At 61.3% G+C, this 18,869-nt stretch carries 13 protein-coding genes and 1 pseudogene; 10 read left to right on the forward strand and 4 right to left on the reverse strand.

The genetic code is table 11. The annotated features are described in order from the left end of the window. Positions 1-104 precede the first annotated feature (104 nt). From E3N94_RS17030 to E3N94_RS16405, 5 genes and pseudogenes are all read left to right on the forward strand, one after another. A pseudogene (locus tag E3N94_RS17030) lies at positions 105-414 on the forward strand (DUF4913 domain-containing protein). A 693-nt stretch (positions 415-1,107) separates the two neighbouring features. Continuing rightward, positions 1,108-1,740, forward strand: a complete 633-nt coding sequence (locus E3N94_RS03175) for a hypothetical protein (RefSeq protein ID WP_134569769.1) — start codon at positions 1,108-1,110, stop codon at positions 1,738-1,740. A gap of 70 nt (positions 1,741-1,810) precedes the next feature. Then, a complete protein-coding gene (locus E3N94_RS03180; protein WP_166790047.1) occupies positions 1,811-2,776 on the forward strand; it encodes a peptidoglycan-binding domain-containing protein in 966 nt (321 codons plus the stop codon). After that, entirely contained in the window at positions 2,767-3,366 is a 600-nt protein-coding gene (locus E3N94_RS03185) for an ATP-binding cassette domain-containing protein (RefSeq protein WP_134569771.1), read from the forward strand. The genes E3N94_RS03180 and E3N94_RS03185 overlap by 10 nt, the downstream gene beginning before the upstream one ends. A 2,137-nt stretch (positions 3,367-5,503) precedes the next feature. Then, positions 5,504-5,653, forward strand: coding sequence for a hypothetical protein (locus E3N94_RS16405; protein WP_166790049.1), 150 nt, complete (start codon positions 5,504-5,506; stop codon positions 5,651-5,653). A 126-nt stretch (positions 5,654-5,779) separates the two neighbouring features. Here E3N94_RS16405 and E3N94_RS03195 read toward each other — a convergent pair whose 3' ends face one another. Continuing rightward, the gene (locus E3N94_RS03195) at positions 5,780-6,406 is read right to left on the reverse strand and encodes a UbiA family prenyltransferase (protein ID WP_134569772.1); all 627 of its coding nucleotides are present in this window, start codon (positions 6,404-6,406) and stop codon (positions 5,780-5,782) included. A gap of 828 nt (positions 6,407-7,234) precedes the next feature. Here E3N94_RS03195 and E3N94_RS03200 point away from each other — a divergent pair. Both E3N94_RS03200 and E3N94_RS03205 read left to right on the forward strand, forming a co-directional pair. Continuing rightward, positions 7,235-7,921 (forward strand): peptidoglycan-binding domain-containing protein, encoded by a 687-nt coding sequence (locus E3N94_RS03200; protein ID WP_134569773.1) that lies wholly within the window; start codon positions 7,235-7,237, stop codon positions 7,919-7,921. A gap of 493 nt (positions 7,922-8,414) precedes the next feature. Continuing rightward, entirely contained in the window at positions 8,415-10,742 is a 2,328-nt protein-coding gene (locus E3N94_RS03205) for a glycoside hydrolase domain-containing protein (protein WP_134569774.1), read from the forward strand. A gap of 858 nt (positions 10,743-11,600) precedes the next feature. Here the strand turns inward: E3N94_RS03205 and E3N94_RS03210 are convergent. Together E3N94_RS03210 and E3N94_RS03215 are read right to left on the reverse strand one after the other, a co-directional pair. Continuing rightward, positions 11,601-12,647, reverse strand: coding sequence for a PDDEXK nuclease domain-containing protein (locus tag E3N94_RS03210; RefSeq protein WP_134569775.1), 1,047 nt, complete (start codon positions 12,645-12,647; stop codon positions 11,601-11,603). Positions 12,648-12,703: 56 nt separating this feature from the next. Further along, positions 12,704-13,096, reverse strand: coding sequence for a hypothetical protein (locus tag E3N94_RS03215; RefSeq protein WP_134569776.1), 393 nt, complete (start codon positions 13,094-13,096; stop codon positions 12,704-12,706). Between the two features lie 327 nt (positions 13,097-13,423). Here E3N94_RS03215 and E3N94_RS03220 point away from each other — a divergent pair, with 327 nt between their 5' ends. After that, positions 13,424-13,963, forward strand: a complete 540-nt coding sequence (locus tag E3N94_RS03220) for a hypothetical protein (RefSeq protein ID WP_134569777.1) — start codon at positions 13,424-13,426, stop codon at positions 13,961-13,963. After that, positions 13,960-14,361, forward strand: a complete 402-nt coding sequence (locus E3N94_RS03225; RefSeq protein WP_206750949.1) for a hypothetical protein — start codon at positions 13,960-13,962, stop codon at positions 14,359-14,361. The genes E3N94_RS03220 and E3N94_RS03225 overlap by 4 nt, the downstream gene beginning before the upstream one ends. Before the next feature lie 48 nt (positions 14,362-14,409). Here the strand turns inward: E3N94_RS03225 and mobF are convergent, their stop codons facing one another. Then, positions 14,410-18,225 (reverse strand): MobF family relaxase, encoded by a 3,816-nt coding sequence (gene mobF, locus E3N94_RS03230; protein ID WP_134569779.1) that lies wholly within the window; start codon positions 18,223-18,225, stop codon positions 14,410-14,412. Between the two features lie 299 nt (positions 18,226-18,524). On the opposite strand from mobF, the gene E3N94_RS03235 reads away from it, so the two are divergent. Next, a complete protein-coding gene (locus tag E3N94_RS03235) occupies positions 18,525-18,857 on the forward strand; it encodes a hypothetical protein (protein WP_134569780.1) in 333 nt (110 codons plus the stop codon). Positions 18,858-18,869 lie beyond the last annotated feature (12 nt).

The raw sequence follows: 18,869 nt of genomic DNA on the forward strand, positions 1-18,869 counted from the left end.
CGCGGTTCCCGACGACACCACTGCAGCGGAGGTAGCAGCCCATGGCTGAGCACGACGACGACGACTCGACCGGCCCTGAAGAGGACGCGGTCGACGTCCGCCAAATGTTCCTCGACTGGCTGACCGGTCACCTCGACACCGTCGAGGTGACCGGCACCAAACCAACACCGTGGTGCACCCAATGGTGGCTACACCCCGAGGTAGTCGCCAGGTTCAAGGCCCTCTGGCAGGCCAGCATGCGCCGTGTCGTCCTGGTGGATCAACCACTGGGACCGCCACGCCGCAGTGATCTTCGACAAAAGCAACGGGCCCTTCCGCGACTGCGACCCCGACCAAGGCCACCTCCACCGCCGCAAGGACACCACCGCCAGGATCGTGCCCGCGTCGATGCCGCCGGACGACGAGGAGCTGTAACTGAAGAGTTCGCCACGTCTTTGGGATGCAACCACCGCCAACATTCGTACGGAAGCACCCAAGCAGCTCGGTCGAATGTGCCACTGAGCGCGCTCGGGTCTGCATTAACTGTGTCGCCCCACACTCCTAGAAATGGGATCAAAGGCAATTTTCGACTAGAAATCTTGAAGATCAATTCGAGACAGAACGCGGTCGCGATGGTTGTGGTAGCCCTATGCTGGAGCCGTCGACATCCTGGGCGTGGCCTTGGGGGGAACGACCCAAATCGAAAGGCAACATCAATGAAGAAACATGCCGTCTTGAAGACTGCAACACTCACTGCTGTGCTTGCAGTCGCGATGTCTGTCGGATTGGCTGCGCCGGCCGCACAAGCCGCCGCGAGCGACTGCATCGGGTACTCAAAGTGGAGCGGAGACTCGTCCCACTCCAACGCCTGGAGGCAGAATCCATCGAATGTTATGGTTCGGGCGTACGTCACCCGGAACTACGGTGGAAGCCTGATCACGCAATGGGGGAGTTGGGGGGCTGAGTCGCATGCATCGTTCACTGCAGGATACGCCCACGAATCTTGGTTCACCTGCTACATGTAATAAGAACTGAGGCGGGTGGCGAAGCGGTCCCATTGACGTTTCGCCACCCGTCGCCGTGCGACCGAGTGGAAAATGACTAAACCGAAAAAATCGGGAAGTAAATATGCGTAAGTTCACAGTTACCGTGTTTTGTGCCGCCGCCATCTCAGTGGCCATCACTGGTTGTTCTGCAAATGGTACTTCCGGGCCATCGTTGACCGGCGAGGAACTATGGGCACTCGACATTGCCGATGCCAAGGCTCGCGCCAGCAGCATTTTCGAGCAAGGGGTCTTCGCCGACGACAACATCGAACGAAGCGAATACAGCGAGTCAATGCAGCGCTACATTTCCTGCGTTCAACAGGGAGGGTTCCCGAACGCGAAGCTCACCGGTCCAGATAGCGACGGACTGTACGTAGAGCAGTCGTCTACTCCAGCCACTGCGAGTGACGCCGACTTCCGCGCACACATGGATGCGTACGTGGAAGTGTCACAATCATGCGCAAAAGGGACGACCTTGCTTGTCGCTTCCCTATACGCCGATCAAAAACGGAACCCCCAGCATGAGGACTACTCTGACATGGTAGTCAAGTGTCTCATCGCGGGAGAGTACGTCGACCCTTCGTACACGCCTGGACAGTTTGATGCGGAATCAACTCCAGACGAAGCCTCCAAAGGGTTACTCAGTTCTGCATCGTTTGATATGTCCGATCCGGGTGTGCAGGCCTGCTTGAACGATCCATATACCGATGCGTGAGGGATCGCGCTCTGCTACCCAGAACATCTTGGTTCTTTGCGTTGGAATTGGGGTTGGGATCGGGACCGCGATGGCCCTGCAACCGTTGTCAACACCACCTGACCTCCGTGCCGGTGTCGCTCCTTCATCTGCCCCCATTGCTCTTGAACCTTTTCTGGACGCGCGAAAGGTAACGATTGAGCTGAAGGTGCAACCCGCGCCGGACATCAGCATTCCGGCTACCGGGGTGATCACTCAGATTTCATGTAGCAAGGGCGGTCGGCTTGATTCCGGATCCGCGCCCATCGAGATTTCCGGACAAAGAATACTCGCGCTACATCTGAGCACCCCAATGTGGCGTGATTTCGACTACGGGACGCGAGGTCCGGATGTTGCAGCGCTGCAAGAGGAACTCACCCGGATTGGCTATGACTCAGGTACGTCAGGACGATGGGATAAGTCAACGTCAGACGCGGTAAATCGCCTTGAGCAAGCCATGGGCATAGACGGTGGCGACGGGGGGCTGCCGATGACAAGAGTCATGTGGCTCCCGACTATTCAGGTGGCCGTGGCCGGATGCCCGGCAACCTTGGGAAGTCAGGTGCAGGCTGGTTCCGCATTTGCGGCGGTCCCGGATGTGGTCATTTCTGGGAGGGTCGATCTGCCGAGCGATATGACTCCAGGTGCTCGCATAATAACAGTCGGCTCAACCACTGCCACCTTAGACTCATCTGGGACAATCGCCGACGTGGACGGACTAGCGTCCATTGCCGCTACCCCTGAAGCGTCCGCTGTCATCGCTTCATTGAACGGACCAGCGCAGACGTCACTCAGCGCTGAACTTCGTCTAGCAGCGCCAATCAGCGCAGCGAACGTTCCTGGTGGAGCCATCCGTACTACGGGCGAGGTCAAGTGCGTTTTTGATGCAAATAGTTCCGCGGCCGTTCCTATTGCGGTTCTTGCTTCTAGTTTGGGCAACGCCACGATCACGTTCTCGGCTGCCGATATCCCCAAGGCCGTGCAGACCTTTCCGAAATCGCAGCGGCCATGCTCGTGACCGTATCGGGGCTCGGGCACTGGTTTCACTACGGGGCTCCCTTGTTCCAAGACTTGAATTTTCAACTCACTTCGGGTGACCTCATTGCCGTTTTGGGCTCGTCCGGATCCGGAAAAAGCACGTTGCTAGCCATCCTGGCAGGGTGGCTAAAACCCGCCGAAGGTCGAGTGGACGTATCGCCACTCTCATCGATCACTTGGGTGCCCCAGAACCCCTTCGGTGTGCCCGGCAGAACCTTGCTTGATCATCTCGTCTTTCCTCTGATCGCCTCAGGGGTGAAGCGATCGGACGCGGAATTCCAGGCGTCCGAGGCGCTCGCTGATTTTGGTCTCGGTGGAGCACGCATGCGCGAGTTCTCTCAACTTTCTGGCGGCGAAGCCCAGCGACTCATGCTCGCCCGTGCTGCGATCGGAGGTGCCCAGATCGTTCTCGTTGACGAACCGACAGCACAGCTCGATCCCCTCAGTGCCCAGTCCGTAATCGACGTTCTCGGAAAGATGGCGGGCGAAGGCCGCGTGGTTGTCGTGGCCACGCATGACACGCGAGTGGCCAATTCATGCAGATCGACATTGACTCTCGGTCACCTGTGAGGTGGAAAGAGATCGCAGGCGAGGCGCGACGCAACGTCTTTGCCGGAGTTGCGAGAGCTTGCTGGTTGTTGGGCGGCATCACCATTGTGACAATGATTATGGTCTTGGCAGATGGGACGGCAATCGGAGCAATCTTGGACGGATCACACAAGTTCAGAGAAAGCGGTGCCGCTACTCTCGTGCTCACTGCCGACGGACAAGTGAGCGGAAATACGTGTGACTTACTGTCCCACACTCCCGGGGTGAGAGCGTCAGGTGCGCTCCGCGGGAGGAGCGAAAAACTACGAACAGCGAATCTCCCGAGCCAGGAGATCGATTTCTATGACGGGACCCCTGGAATCCGGAGGGTTCTCGGGCTCGCAAAACTTGGGCAATCGCCAAGCGATATAACCAATTCAAGGTTGCTTCTGGAGAAGCGACTGGCAACACGGGTCGGGCTTCGGCCCGGCCAACAATTCCTGACGAATCAGGGGCAGGCTTCGCTAACGGAAGTGTATGGCTATCCTGACGACGGTCGCCTGCAGGTCCTCAGCAACTCTGCCGTGTCGATCCAGGCAGCAAGAGGCTGGTACGACCAATGCTGGGCAGAGTTTTGGCCTGTCCCAGCGAACGCTCGTTCAATTATCAGCCGAGTCGTATTTGTCCAGAATGACGACACAAAAGTGATTGTCACTCAACTAAATTCGTCACTTGGTCGAGTGTATGACGGCGAATCGCTCTTCTTGAATCGACCTACGCGCGCAGCCACTCTTGCTTCGTGGTGCCTCTGTTTCGTACTTGCATTTCTGATAGTTCGCCAACGTCGGATTGAGTTTGCTCTCGCCCGTCACTTGGGAATGTCGAGATCAGCGCTTCTAATTCAGCTATCGGTAGAGATCCTTTGGTGGGCGATACCGTTTCTCAGCGCAGTGACCCCATTCCTGTGGTTACTCGATCGCTTCTTGGTCTCCAGACCCGACGAACTGTTCATCGCAGGCTTCAAGATCGTAGCTGCAGGACTTTTCGGTGCGATTGTGGGAATTCTGGCAACCGGAGCGGTCGCAACACCTGGCAGGCTTTTCAGACTTATCAAAGAGCGCTAGTGCGCGTTCCGCATCGCGGTCGTTTGGGCAACGCCGCCCCGGAGAATGCCCCTCTCAGTCATCTCGGCGCCCAGGCGTTCAGCCTGGAGCACGATTTGCTCCTCCGCGTTCGATATTGTCAACTTTGCGCGGTTTCTGTCGGCGAGGGACAGTACTCTGGCCGAGGTTGAGCGTTAATGGCGAGTAGCGCTTGGTGGTAGCGGTAGTCCGGCGAGACAGCCGGCCTGGATGGTCGCGATGATCTCCAGTTCGGCGCCGATGACTTCGGCTCGTTCGCGGGCTCCGATGAGACCAAACGCACCCGGTCGAACATGCGCACGGTTGAATACTTGGCCGTCGTCGCTAACGGTCACGAGCACCTGCGCCGGCGCCGGCGCCGGCGACCAAGCAAAGTCGACGGGAATGACGCTCGCGGTGGCGTGACGGCGGGCGTTGCCGACGAGGTGTTAACGCCGACTGAAGATAGGGCCACTTCTGCCAGGCGAGTTCTAGGGCGAATTCCAGTTGGCGTTAACACGAGTTCTCGAATAACGATGAATGCATCCTCCTGCACACCGCTCATCAGCCGCTGGGCCTCACCGCGGACGGAGACAAGCACAGGAGTTAATGACGGGTCAGCGTCCTGGGCGAATACGGTCAGGGCGTCATGGAGCTGTTTCGATCCAGACCAAATACCGCAGTTCCGTCGCGATCAACTGAGTGTCCGCGAGAGTACGCTGCAGACTCTCAACGCCTACGCGGATGTAACTTGCCCTTCCATCGTCGCTGTCCACGAATCCGGATAGGTGCAGCTGTTGCTGCGCCACGGCAATGCCATGAGCGACTCGGTCGTGAAGGTCCCGCGAGATGGCAAGTCGCTCTTCGATGTGGGCTCCGGACAACCGCCCGAGAAGCACGTTGATCTACGTGGTTGATGTTGGTCCTACGTTCTCGAGTACCGCGCGGTGGAGTGCCAAGGCGAGGGCGGTGGTTTCCCAGATGCCCGGTGCTAGTTCGGTGATTGTGTGCAGAGACACGTCGAAGAGGAGGTTGGCGGCCGCCATACTGTCGGACGGGTGGATACTCTGGTTTGCTCGCACGCGGCCTATGTGGGTATCTGGTGCAGCGACAAGAGGCTGGTGAAGTCCGGCCTCTTTCAGGGCGTCGGGCAGGGCATCGAGGGACGTAAACGCCCGGTCGAGGATGCCGCGCACCTGAGCACCTAACTCCCGGCTGACAACCCGATCTGCTACCAGCGGGCTGCCAACGGCCGCAAGGCGTGCTTTCACACTTACGGAGGACCTGCACAGTTAACTGAAAGCGCAGCGAGCCAGGCGCGGCTGCTTGGTGGTTCACAGGGCACTTCGGACTGCGCCACGAGCGAAGCTTGCCGCAGCAAGCCCATTGACGGCGAATTGCGAGACCATGAATGCTCGATACGGGCGTCTGAGCTCCAGCCGGCCGGCCGAAGCGGTGACGACTCCGAGCTGAACGCAGAGAATTGCGGCGGCCGGGAGCAGTAGCGCCAACGGCCACACGCTTTGAGTCGTGAGGGCGGCGATAGCCCCGATGAAGGCCACGAGCAATGCCACCGCCGCTGACAGGCGAACGGCCGCTCGCAACCCGAATACGATGGGGAGGGTGCGTCGCCCACAAGCAGCATCGCCCTCCATCTCGCCGAAGCCCTTCGTGCTGCCGACGGCGAGCGTCCACAAAGACATCACAAGGGCGAACACAAGAACGTCAGTAGTGATTACGCCGGCATATGCCGCGGCGCCGGCAATGTAGGTGACGTAGACACCTGCCGATGCGACGAGCAGTGCCCGCGCGCCGTGCCGTTTCGCAGGCTTGGCTCCCGCGGAGTAGTGGAGTCCCAGCATGAGCATGACGGCGGCCAGCGCGAGGAGCAGCGGCGACACGAAGACGGCACTGAACAACGCGATCGACGAGAGAGAGTATGGCGCACAAACGCAGCGCAGTGTTTGGCCTCAGTAGGCCTCGGGCGATAGGTCGCACCGAGCCGTTCGCCGTGGCTTCATCGCGGTCGGTGACTCCATTCAGCAGGTACACAGCCCAGACCACACCGAGCCACGCGAGGTGCCCGGTGCCAGCACCCGAATAGCTCAACGGGTGGGCGGCCGATCCCAACAGGCCTCCGACGCAGAAGCGAAGGGAGAAGATGATGAGAACGACTGGGCGTGCTTCGATCAAAAGTGAGACGGGTCGTGGCCACAGAAATCCACAGGCGACGGCCATACCCCTGCGATTCAACCTTCGGTGAACTCCGTCGTGGTTCGACAGCCGACACTGCGGTCCTTCCGCTCACGCGCCCCCATTCGCCGCCTCCACCATCCCGCTTGTGGAGGATAGCCTGCGCATTACGAATGCTAGCCACGACCGCCGACTGTCGGCGAATCGCGGCGTGTCCGTACGTTGATTTCGCCCACCACCTGAGCGCGCGCTGGGCGACTACACGAGTGTCTCGCGGGCTGTCCGGCTTGCGCCGGCTGCCCTGAGATGCCTTCCCATCGCCCGGCCTCACAACGAGGCAGGAGTCTCGTGAGGCGGAAGCGCCACCGTCCGTCATGCCGCCCGCACAGCAGCGATGCGCACTGTCGGTGACCAGCGGTTGAATGAGGCACGGAGCTCGACGCCTTGGGCTCATCCGGGCGAATCAGTTTCACCTCACCAGAGACAAAATCGAATGTGTATTCCATATTTCTGAATTGCAAGTTTCTACTAATCGATGATATGTTCTATGTAGGAGCTCGGGGGAGCTTCTGCAGCAACACATTGGGGGGAACCAAATGGCGCGAACAGTTGAACAGGCCGAAGCCTGGGGACGAGCAAATCCGCAGAGGGATAGTGGTTCATGGAAGAACTGGTGCGCGTCTTTGATGTTTCGCGCCGGGGGCTTCGACTGGTCAGCCGACACTGCCACGGAGGCGCGCCAAGCGAGTTCAATAACTTCGTTTGACGCGTCTCTGGCGCCAACTGGCTCGTTCCATTGGTGGGACATCAGTGGCATTACCGCGGGCCACGTCGGAATGGATCTTGTGGGCGGCGGTCGGCGAATCATGATGGCCACTAACCAGCTCGACGAGAGTTGGGGAACGGCAATCGGCACGTCTTCTGTTGGCAGCTACGGAACGCACACGAATGCCACTTATCGAGGCTGGTCTCATGATTACGTGGGTCAGCACCTCGCCGATAGCTCGAGTCACGCCGGCGACGAAGGCATTATTTTACAGCAGCTCGCGCGACATTATGGCTACACCGGTCCGATTGATGGTGTCCCCGGAACCCTCACGTGGGCTGCACTGCAGTCGGCTTTGCGCGGCTTTGGTTACGGAGGTCCCGTCGATGGGGTGCCGGGGATCAATACCTACCGCGCGCTGCAGACGCTAGCAAGACAAGGCGGCTACATCGGCCCATTGGATAGCCAGCTCGGCCCAAGAACTTTATCCGCTCTACAGAACATTGCGCACTCTTAGCGCCCTCTCCGACGAGTACCAGTCTCCCGCCATCGGCGTGACGCTCGTTCGCCCCATCGCGGCTCAACAACGGACCGCGCGCGTTCAGAAAGAACCAAAATGATGCCCACTCAAATCGCCCATCCGCGGCGTACCTCCTGGAGGACTTTCGTCCAGACCCTAGTCGCCCTATTGCCCACATCGAACGCCGTCCTGATAACCGTTCAGGCATTCATATCGTCGCCGCCGTATGACGCTGTGGTCCCTGGATGGGTGTTCGCAACCGTGAATTTCACAGTCGTTGGTGTGGCGTTTCTCGCAAAAATCGTGGCACAGGTGATGGCAACTCCCGCCGTGAATTCGTGGATCGAAAGTCACTGGCCAAAACTCGCGCCGGCACCACCCCTCGCGTCGACTCAAGAAGACGCGACCCGCTAACTCGCTCAACCGCCTCTCCTCCATAGGACGAGACATCCCCGCCTTCGGGCAAATAAACAAATTGAAAGAGAACAAAATGACAGATCCATGGGTTCAAGACGTCCAGATTCACCTCAACCAGACGTACAGCGCAGTTCCCGGGTGGGTGCTGGTCGAGGCTACGGGTGTCACCGGTTGGTCCACGATGTACGGGCTCACCCGAGCGCTGCAGCATGAGCTCGGATTCACCGAGCTGTCCGAAAACTTCGGACCTGGCACCTTTGCCGCCGTCGAAGACATCGCACCGATCGGCCCGACAACCGCACCGAACACGAAAGCGCAGCGCATCAATAACATCATTCGCGCCGGCCTCTACTGCAAGGGGTACAACGGCGGCAACGGAGTTCTTGACGGGTCTTACAGCGTCATGACCGTCGAAGCCGTGAAGTCGCTGCGGGTGGACATGGGTCTCTCAGCCAGCAACGGGTGGATGACACCGAAGGTCTTCAAAGCCCTGCTGAACATGGATGCTTACGTACTCCTGGACGGTGGAACCACACAGATTCAGACGATCCAGCGAGCGCTCAACAACCGCTACATCGCGCGAGCCGACTTCTTCGCTATTCCCGCAGACGGCCTGTTCTCGCGGGCCGTTCAAACAGCGCTCCTCTTCGCCCTCCAGTACGAAATCGGCATGGATGATGGTGTCGCGAACGGCTATTTCGGCAACGGTACGCAAGCTGGGATCCGCGCTCAGGCACACGTCGCAGAGGGTTCAACTGACACGATCCAGTACTTCGTCCATCTCTTCCAGGCGGCGCTGACGTTTAACGGTTACGCCACCCCGTTCAGCTCGACGTACACCGCGGCGACCGCCACCGTCGTCCGCGCATTCCAAGCCTTCGCAAAACTGCCGGTCACAGGCACAGCGGACTTCGTAACCTGGGCATCTCTACTCGTGAGCACCGGAGACACATCCAGGCCTGCCACAGCCGCCGACTGCATCACTGCGATCACCGATGAGTACGCCGCCACTCTCAGGAACGCAGGCTACGACACGGTCGGCCGGTACCTCACGAATTACCCGGGCCCCGATCCGACCAACAAGAAGATTCAGCCTGGGGAACTGGCAACACTCTTCGCTCACGGGTTCAAGGTCTTTCCGATCTTCCAAGAGGGCGGCGACGCTGTCGAGTATTTCGACGAGAGCCAAGGACGGTACGCCGGCCGGACGGCTCACGCTGCTGCGCGAGCGTACGGATTCCCGGCCGGAACGACGATTTACTTCGCCGCCGACTTCGACGCGTACGAATCTGAGGTCTACAACTCGGTCGTTCCGTTCTTCGAAGGCATCGTCGCGGAGTTCAGGGACGTCGGCGACTTCTACAAGGTCGGAGTCTATGGCTCGAGGAACACCTGCTCAATTGTGTCGGAGGTGGGGCTCGCCACTACAAGCTTCGTGAGTGGGATGTCAACTGGCTACAGCGGAAACCTCGGATACCCGCTGCCCACCAACTGGGCCTTCGACCAGATTTTGGAGTACGTCGAGGGCGCCGGTGACGGCGCCATCAATATCGACAAGGACGTCAAACAGGGGCGCGACCCCGGGGTTTCAGCCGTAACAACTCCGGCGACATACCTCGACTACATGGACTGGCTCCAGGGCCGCGCCGCTTACTACAAAGTTGCAATCGACCCCGACACCTCCACACCGGAGAACGACCTCGTGCTCCACTACCTGCGGCAGACCTATAACGACGGTAGCTGGTTCCTTGCGGCCGGACCGTTGAACCAAGATTTCATCACCTGGATTGACACTCTGGGGCGGGAGCGGGTCTACACGTTCGCCAACCCTGGAGGCGGGACCTACATCAGCCTGAGCCACCTCACCGCCGCCATCAACGGCTTCACCTGGGCTAACAGCTACCCCGCGTCCCCCACAAAAGTCCAGGTTCCCGACATGACCGGGTGGGCCGGGGATCTCGTCCAGACCTTTGCTGACTTCCATGCGTACAAGGTGGAGAACCCCGAGGCTGACGCGCACAACTTCGCGCGGCAGTGGATCGGAGGATTCAAGGGTCAGTACGATGACAGCGACTACGAAGCGGATGTTGCCGCTGTGAACATCGCCTGGCTGCTCGCCAACGGTGGCCAGACCACCGTCGCAGGCGCCTTCCGGTCCTACTTCACCGGCCCCGAGTACGCGGTGCGGCACGCAGTATACCTGGATCGCAGATTCTCCGGAAGTCTGGGCAATGCCCTTGAAATGGCAATTGACATCTGGGAGAGCGACATCACGCTCGTGCAGGCGATGAGAGGCGGGATTCTCCTCGCCGATTTCGTCTCCGAACCCGACATCAAACAGTTCATCCCGGACATCAGCCAGGCATGGGCTGACGTGCTGAGGGACAAAATCCAGGGATAGCTGTCGGCAGCTGAGAAGTGGAAGCCGCGGGCGAAAACCGCGGCTTCCGCTGCGCCAGCATATGGCGCCGCGCATGATCTGTGCGATACGACACCAAGAGGCGGCAGATGACTTCGAGGACAGACGGCGCAGCGGTTGGTAGTCTAGAATCGTGATGACCATACCGAAGACGCCTCCGCAGGCCGTCCGGGGTTGGTCGGCTGCTCTACCCCTGCTTCCCTTGTACACCAGCGTCGGGCTCCTCCTTACTTCCTTCGTTGGCTCGCTGGTCACCCGTGCACAAGGCAGCTACTTCGGTATCGTCGATGTGACCGCACTCCTCATTGGCCTGGCTCTAATTTTCATCACGGCACCTTCGACCCTTTCAATAGCCAGCGGCCGCTCAGACCGCTTCCGAGCCGGGGTGTTCTATGCGAGCGGAGGTGCCGCCCTGCTCGCCATCTGGCCCTTTTTTGTGGTTTGGTTCGTTTTCCCTATCGGGGAAGGCGCTCACATAGCGTGTCAGTATGCCCTCGGACGATCCAGCGGTCGCATCCTCGCCACTACCCAGAGCTTGTTCCCGACGCAGATTCACTGCAATACGACCCAAGGTTTGAACATGGCGTCCGTCTACTCCGGCTGGGAATCAGCCGGCCTCAGCAGTGTCACAGTACTTCTTGTTGCGGCCGTCGCTGTCGGCATCTGGCTTATGGCCACTCGAGGCAGAGAAGCAGCTGAGCCGCAGTCGTCCGTATGATCCTCGCGGCGAGGGTTATACACGCGATCAAGCTTTCGGGCGGGGTGTCCCAATGTTCTTGTCAAGCCGCGAGTGGATGGTCAGCTTAGTCGAGGGTGCCGTAGCTCGCTGTCCGCGAGGAATTAGTCGAGCTGCTGCGGTGCTCCATCCCAACCCAGAGCTGAGGTGAGTTCGTCGGCATCTGGGAGCGCGTCCTTCTCGGAAGGCGGCAGGGAGTCATAGGTGTAGGTGGACACGGCCATGGGGGAGGCCGAGCGACCAAGCGCGTAGCGGACTGTGTGCTCGTTTCGGTCGCCGCAGATGAGGATGCCAACCGTGGGCGCATGAGCGTCTCGTCGGAGCCTGTCGTCGACGAGGGAGACGTAGAAGGCAAGTTTGCCGGCATGCTCGGGTTGGAACTTTCCAGTCTTCAGCTCGATGACGACGTACCGGAGTTGCTCGACGTGAAAGAACAGCAGGTCGAGGTAGAAGTCATCGCCGGCGACGTCGAAGTGGACCTGGCGGCCCACGAATGCGAACCCCTTTCCCAGCTCACGGAGCGTGTCGACGATGCGGTCCATGAGGGCTTGTTCTAGGTCGCGTTCGGCTGCGTCCTCGGTCAGTTCCAGGAAGTCGAAGACGTAGGGATCTTTGGCGATCTGCCGGGCCAGGTCGGAATCAGCGGGTGCTAGCTCGGCACTGAAGTTCGAGGGGGCGGCACCGGTTCTCTCGAGGGTGCGGTTCTTGATCTGGTTGAGCAGAACGTTGCGGGACCATCCATTCTTTGCGGCTGCCGCGGCGTACCAGGCGCGGGTGTCGATGTCCTCGAGCTTGTCGAGGAGGACTGTGATGTGACCCCATGGCAATTGTCCAACAGCCTGTTGGACAATTGGGAGTTCCTCCGTCCAAGCCGCCGCGAAGGCCCTCATGTAGAACAGATTGCTGCGGGACAGGCCGGTCATCTTCGGGAATTCCACGCGCAAATCATGCGCCAGGCGGTCCATAACCCCGGCGCCCCATCCCTGCTTGTCCTGCTCGGAGAGGATGGAGCGACCGATGGACCAGTACAGCCCGATGAGCTGAGTGTTGACCGTGCGCTGCGCCCGCATCTGAGCCTCGCGAACCCGGAGCTTGAGCGAGCCGAGGAACTCGGGGTATCCGTCGGGAAGAGCAACATCATCACGGGCCATAGCCCCATTGTCTCCCGCCTGCAATCGGCGACCGTCGCGCGCTCGCGCGGAAACGCCTAGCCCAGGTCGACGTAGGACCGCGCCGCGGCCATAACCTCTCGGGAGCGTCCTTCCGATAGCGCTTCGGCCGGCGAAGCGTCGCCCAGTTCCGGGTTCATGCCCATGAACCACGCCCTGGCAACGTCAGGCGAATGAACAGAGCTGAGGATCTCAAGAACTTGAAATGTGTCCCTGAGGAGCTTCTCACTCGCGTGCGGCGGACGCACCGCTGCGTGCGCCCAGCGAGCAAGCGTCCGGGCGTTCTTCCCCACGATCACGCCCAGCAGCGCCTGGCCCAGCTGCGCTTGCAAGACCGCTGCGATCTCAGCAACGCTCAGACCCACGGAGCGTTCGTGTGCCGCGCGATCCGCACCAGAACGAGAACCATCCCCGGTTGACGTACTGATCATGAACCGAGGCTACCAATTCGCGGGTGTTATGACAGGTAATATGACCGATAATGGTTATTATGTCAGTAATAAATACTGATCAAACGCTATAACCTCAGAACACCGATGACCCCAAATGGCTCAGCATCTCTAGTTCCGCGACGGGCCCCTCACCACCACTCGCACCACCCCGGCCCAACAAGCAAGGCAGAAGTCAGAGCATTTGTCCGACTATGGCTAGCACTGAAGCAATGACCGCCACCGCAGGCGACGCCTAGAATTAGAGTTTGCGCCTTCCCTAGCACCCCATCACTGTTTCGGATTTCAAGCAGAAAGTGAAACAACCTCTTGGACGCAACTTGGACATCTGAACTGGCACAGCTGGCGAATGAAAAGGTTATTCTCTACTTCGGCTCATGGAATCGCCTCCCTAGGGGGGACGAATACGAGCGTGAGTCCTACCCCTGGGACTTAAAGAAAAGAGGAATGGTCGGCGACTCGCGCGTCCACGCCAAGAACAATATCGAGTACCACACGGTTGAAGACCACGCCTTTCAGTATCACGTATCAGCGCGGTTCGAGGAAGCGTTTCACCACTGGCTTATCGCCGCGGCCCACCGCATTGAAGACACAGAGCTGATCGGGCGGGATGAATCGACTCACAACAGGGCCATAGAGTTCTGCATCCGGGAAGCGCTATACAATCGCGCTCTCCATGAGATGCAGACCGCGAAGGAAGACTTCCGCGATTGGCCGCTCCCTCAAGACTTCGGCATTGCTCTTGCTCACCATGAGCGAGGCGAAGCTAAAGCCGAATCTGCGCTAAATACTGTGGCCAGGCCCGTGTCCCGACCAACCATAGAATCGGGAATATGCACAGACGATTGATCTTCCCCATTACAGCTATTGGTATCGTCCTCCTCTCCTCTGGTTGCGCGGGAACTCAGTCGGAGTCGGAGTCGGACGGTATCACCGTGAACGGCACACTCGACATCTCTGCCACTAAGGGAGACGCAGAAGGCGAAATCTGTGTCGATAGGGAGTCTGAAGTCGGGCCAACTATGCAGGTGATAATCACAAACGCCACCGGGGACACAGTCGGAGCAACTTCTTTGAAAGAAGGAATTGTCATTGACTACGGGAGCCTCCTCGCTTGTCAGTTCGCCTGGTCAGCCGACAACGTGCCCGTGGGCGAAAAATTCTACGAGGTTACAGTGGGAGACGTCGGCTCGGTCACCATTCCAGAAGATGAGATCTCGGAAACAGTAACCATGAGCCTCGGCTAAATATGGGTCCATCGATCCGCTTCGAGATGCACGGCGATCTTCCATGCTCTACCGTTCCCGGCCATCATCCCGAGTGCGGTGGTCATCGGCCTGCGTCGCCTGACCGCCGCGAGTCGCCTGGCGAGCCTTCACAGTGAGGCCGGCGGCACGCTGCGCTTCCCGCTGGCGGTCGGCTGTCGCGCGGTTCGCGGCGCGCATCGCGTCGAGCGCGGTGGCCGGATTCTGTCGCCCGGGCTCGGACGCGCCCGGCCGGGTGCTCTGAGCCTGCGTTTGCTCCTGCAAGACCGTCACCCGGGCCGCAAGCTCGGCACCAACGCTGCGCTCACGATATGCCTCAGGGATGGCCTGCGTTTGAGTCGGGTCGACCTTGTACCGGTCGCGGAACACATCGACTTCGGCCGCGAGCCGCACCCAATCCTGCCGACGTGCGCTCTCGGCCGGGACGTCGCCGAGCTGCCGCGCCCAGTCGGGCTGCTCGACGGCGATCGCCGTGCCGCGTTCCTCGAGGCGCACAGCCAGGTACTCGTACCGTTCGGCGAGGTGGTCGCGCCATGCGGGGTCGGTGCCTGCAGCATCGAGCACGCGGCGATCGGCAATCCAAGCCGGCACCGGCGGCCTCTCGGCCGCTGGCACCGGCGCCTGGTCTGCGGGGGCTGTTTCGAAACGTCGTTCCATCCGGTGGTAGAGGACGGCGCCGACGTCGTCTGCGGTGCCGCGTTCCCGTTCGTTCCACGATTCCCGCAGCACACTGGCCGGGTCAAGGCCCTGGGTTTCGGCGCGCGTGAGGGCTGCGGTGACGGCCCCCCAGCTCTCGGAGCTGGTAAGCCTCTGCGCGTCCGTCTCGTCGAGGGTATGGCCTACGAGTTGGGTGAAGCGGACGGTGTTGGCGCGTTCGGCGACGTCGCCGTATTGGTCGATGAGGGTGACCAGGTCATCGACGCGGGCCTGTTCGGCACGGATGGTTTCGGTGGCGGAGAGCATCCCGTCGCTATGGCCGGCGATGGTGGCCAGGACGTCACTCATGGGTTGGGCGTCTTCGGTCTCGACGTAGAGATGGTTGGCTTCCTTCCCACGGGTCAACCCGACGTAGACGAGTTCACGGGAGGTAGAGGAGTCGGCGAGGACGTGGGCGGTGTCCGCGGTCATCCCCTGGGCCCGGTGAATGGTCGACGCGTAGCCGAGCTCGACGTTGCTCTGCACGTACTCGGCGGGGAGCGTGATGCGGCCGCCATGCCCGGCATGAGTTACGGTCAGCGCCCCGTCGGCTTGCACCTTCCCCACCGTCCACACGTCACCGTTCTTGACCCGGTCGGTACCGCGCCCCGTGCGGAGAGTGGCGTCGTTCAAGCGGGTCACGATCCGGTCGCCCTGGTACGCGGCCAATCCGTCGCGGAGCTGCGAGGACTTCTTCCCGGAGACGAGGCCGGAGCCCATCCGGTAGGCCTGGGCCCGGGTGTTGAGGTCGGTGACGGTCACGTTCTGCTGGGCGAGCATGACGGCGTTCTTGCCAGCCTCGTCGTCGTGCTGCCAGGCGGCGAAGACGTGGTCGGTCATCCGGTCGATGCTGCCACCGGTGACCCGGTTGTTGTCTACGTACCAGCGGAACGGGTCCCCCACCGTGGCCGGGTCGCGCAGCTGCCTGGTCGCTTCGGCTTCGGCCGGGGACGTGAACCGGTGGATCTCCTCGAGCTTGACGGACCCGACTTCGCGTTCCAGAAGGCGCAGCGCCCCGCCGGACTCGACGGCTGCGAGCTGACGGTCGTCACCGATCAGGCGCACGTGCGCGCCGTGACGCTCGGCAATGCTGGTGACTTTGGCGAGGTTGAGGGTGCCGGCCATGCCAGCCTCGTCGACGACGATGATGTCCCCCGCACGCAGCTTCAACTCCTCCGGGTGGCGACTGTCGGGGGTGGCATCCCCGTGGGTGTCGTACGCGCGGACGAAGGAGTGGATCGTGGCCGCCGGGACCTCGACGGCGTCGCGGAACACGGCGGCCGCCGTCGCTGACGGGGCTAATCCGATGAGGCGGCCGCCGGCTTGCTCGGTGGCGCGGGCGGCGAGCCCGAGGGCGGTGGTTTTCCCGGCGCCGGCGGGCCCGGTCGCGACGACGAGGAGTGTGCCGGATGTTGTGAACTCGCGTGCCAGGGCCCGCTGCCCGGCATCCAAGGGTCCGGTGTGGCGGGCGGCGGTATGGTCGAACTCGGCCACCGTGATGGGGGCGATCGTGCGGGTGCGGCCGGCGGCCAACAACGTGTCTTCGGCGGTGAGGAGGCCGGTGGAGGTGAAGAGCATGCGGCCCTTGTGCTCGTAGATGCTCGACCCGTCCCGCCGGGTCAGGGGCTCGAAGGAACCGTGCGGGGCCGGCGGGGTCACAGCGATCGAGTCCGTCTCCAGGGCCCGCCGGGTGATCAGCTCGACTGTGCCTGCGGGGACGGGGCCGAGGCTAGTTTCTTTCTGGACCCAGCGGCGGGCTTCGGCCTCGATCATGTGCGGACCCCAGACCGCATGATGCTCCGACACCGTCGCCACCACCTCACGTGCAGCACGGTCCACATCCACCACCCGGGACTCCCCCGGCCTGCTACCCAGGGCGGGTGCGGCGGCCCGGGCATCCTTGAGAAGCTTGGTGACGGTGGCGGTGCCGACGCGTTCGGCGGCCTTCGTGGCCCACTCGGCGCGGAGGCCGGCGAGGGATCGGGCGTGGGCTTTCGCGGGGCGGGTCTCGAGGGTGGCCTGCTGGGCGAGCTTGATCCGGGCGACCGCGTCCGGGCTACGCCCGTGGGTGGCCCGGTAGTCCTTCTCAAGCTGACCGACGACCTTCTTGATGTCCGCGGACCGAGTCGAGAACACCCCGGTGAGGCGCTCGTCGACACCGGCGATCTCGACCACGGGCCGCTTGCCCGGGGTCACTTCCCGCAACTCCGCGGTCAAGCCGAGGCGGGTGGTGACCTCGTCCATGACGCGTTGGTTGTAGAACTCGGACGCGGCCACACCCTGACGGTGAAGGAGCTTGGAATCGATCGTTCGCCACTTCCCATCGACACCCTTGACCTTGTTCGCCACGACCAGGTGATCGTGCAACTGCGGGTCACCATTGCGGGAGTCATAGTGACGGAACCGCGTCGCAATGAGGCCGCCCTCGACGTCGATCTGTGCGACCCCGTTCGTGCCCGCGCGGGTCGCGATCGCTTCGCGCTCGAGATACGACACGGTGTCCAGGATCGCGACCGCCTGGGCATCCTCGATCGTCTTCCGGGTGTCCTCGTCGCCGAGTCCCCAAAGTACGGAGACGCTCTTCGCGGGCGAGAACACCAGGTCGAAACCGGCGACCGCCTGCTGCGTCGGACGCGTCGCCGCGGTGATGAACCGGCCCAGCTCGTCCTTGTCCGCCGGCGGCCGGCCCTTCGCGTCACGGAACGCCAGGTCACCCTCCTGGGTGCGGATTGCCCGCCGGTCGGCGACATTCGGCTCGCGCCCGTTCACCGTGGAGAAGTCGGTGTAGCCGGCGGTGATCTTCGCGGACAGGTCGGTACCGTCGGTACTGTACCCGTAGTACGAGCGGCCGAGCTTGGCGGCCTTCGTGGCCTCACCCATGGTCTTGCCCTGCGCTTGCGCGGCAGCAATGATTCGTTCGGTGTCGGGGTGCAGACCCTCACCGTAGAGGGCCTTCATCTGCTCCTCGGTCACGACCCCGGAGACGCCGAGTGCGGCCAGTCCCCCGCCGACCCAGACACCGGGAGGGTTGCCATCCTCGGTGTAGTAATCGCCCAGCTCACGACCGCTCTCACGCTTCGCATCACCGGTCGCGACCTCGTTGGTGTAGTACACATACCCGTCTCCCGCAGAGAGGATATGCATAGTCATCACCCGCTCACTTTACCTCGTCTATTACTAATGCCAGAGGTGTGACAAATATCTGTACGAAGAATGAGGATGCAGGGTGTTCTCGATCGAAGATTGAGATGGTCGAAAGCGGAGGCTGAGATCGACTGGTGACTGCAGATAGGGGCTATCGAGTCGACGGAGCAGGCAGTGCACAATTCTCTTGTAGACGCGTGCCTGGCTGCGCACCCGAGCACCCTCCCAAGCGTTCGCTGTGGCGTCCAAGCTTGCACGGCGAACTCCCGCATAATGGTTCTTCCACCCACGAAAGGGGTACACCCATGGCCGATGTACGCAAGTCTGCGAAGCAGACTGCCGCCCGCTCTCGCGCACGCGAGAAAGCGGCAGAGTTCCGGGCAAAGGAAGACAAGCTCGAGCAGCTTGCCACCGACTACTTCGTCGCTACTGACTCGCTCGACGACATTGTTGCGACAGCTCAGGCGGATATCGCAGCCATCCAGGAACGCGCAGAGAAGCAGAGCGCGGCCGCTCGCACTGTAGCTGCGACGGTCATCGCCTCCATGCTCGAGCTCGGAACGCCCAAGTCGGAGGTAGCAGATCGTCTTGGTCTCCCGCCTCGCGAGGTGAAGAGGTCTCCCGCTACTCCTAGATAGCGGTTCGACGCG

It is taken from the genome of Cryobacterium sp. Sr3 (assembly GCF_004402835.1).
In the GTDB taxonomy this organism is placed as follows: domain Bacteria; phylum Actinomycetota; class Actinomycetes; order Actinomycetales; family Microbacteriaceae; genus Cryobacterium; species Cryobacterium sandaracinum.

Coding starts and splice junctions, on each gene's coding strand:
- mobF (WP_134569779.1), bottom strand. CDS start 18,225: ATGACTATGCATATCCTCTCTGCGGGAGACGGGTATGTGTACTACACC.
- E3N94_RS03205 (WP_134569774.1), top strand. CDS start 8,415: ATGACAGATCCATGGGTTCAAGACGTCCAGATTCACCTCAACCAGACG.
- E3N94_RS03185 (WP_134569771.1), top strand. CDS start 2,767: ATGCTCGTGACCGTATCGGGGCTCGGGCACTGGTTTCACTACGGGGCT.
- E3N94_RS03200 (WP_134569773.1), top strand. CDS start 7,235: ATGGCGCGAACAGTTGAACAGGCCGAAGCCTGGGGACGAGCAAATCCG.
- E3N94_RS03235 (WP_134569780.1), top strand. CDS start 18,525: ATGGCCGATGTACGCAAGTCTGCGAAGCAGACTGCCGCCCGCTCTCGC.
- E3N94_RS03175 (WP_134569769.1), top strand. CDS start 1,108: ATGCGTAAGTTCACAGTTACCGTGTTTTGTGCCGCCGCCATCTCAGTG.
- E3N94_RS03215 (WP_134569776.1), bottom strand. CDS start 13,096: ATGATCAGTACGTCAACCGGGGATGGTTCTCGTTCTGGTGCGGATCGC.
- E3N94_RS03180 (WP_166790047.1), top strand. CDS start 1,811: ATGGCCCTGCAACCGTTGTCAACACCACCTGACCTCCGTGCCGGTGTC.
- E3N94_RS03210 (WP_134569775.1), bottom strand. CDS start 12,647: ATGGCCCGTGATGATGTTGCTCTTCCCGACGGATACCCCGAGTTCCTC.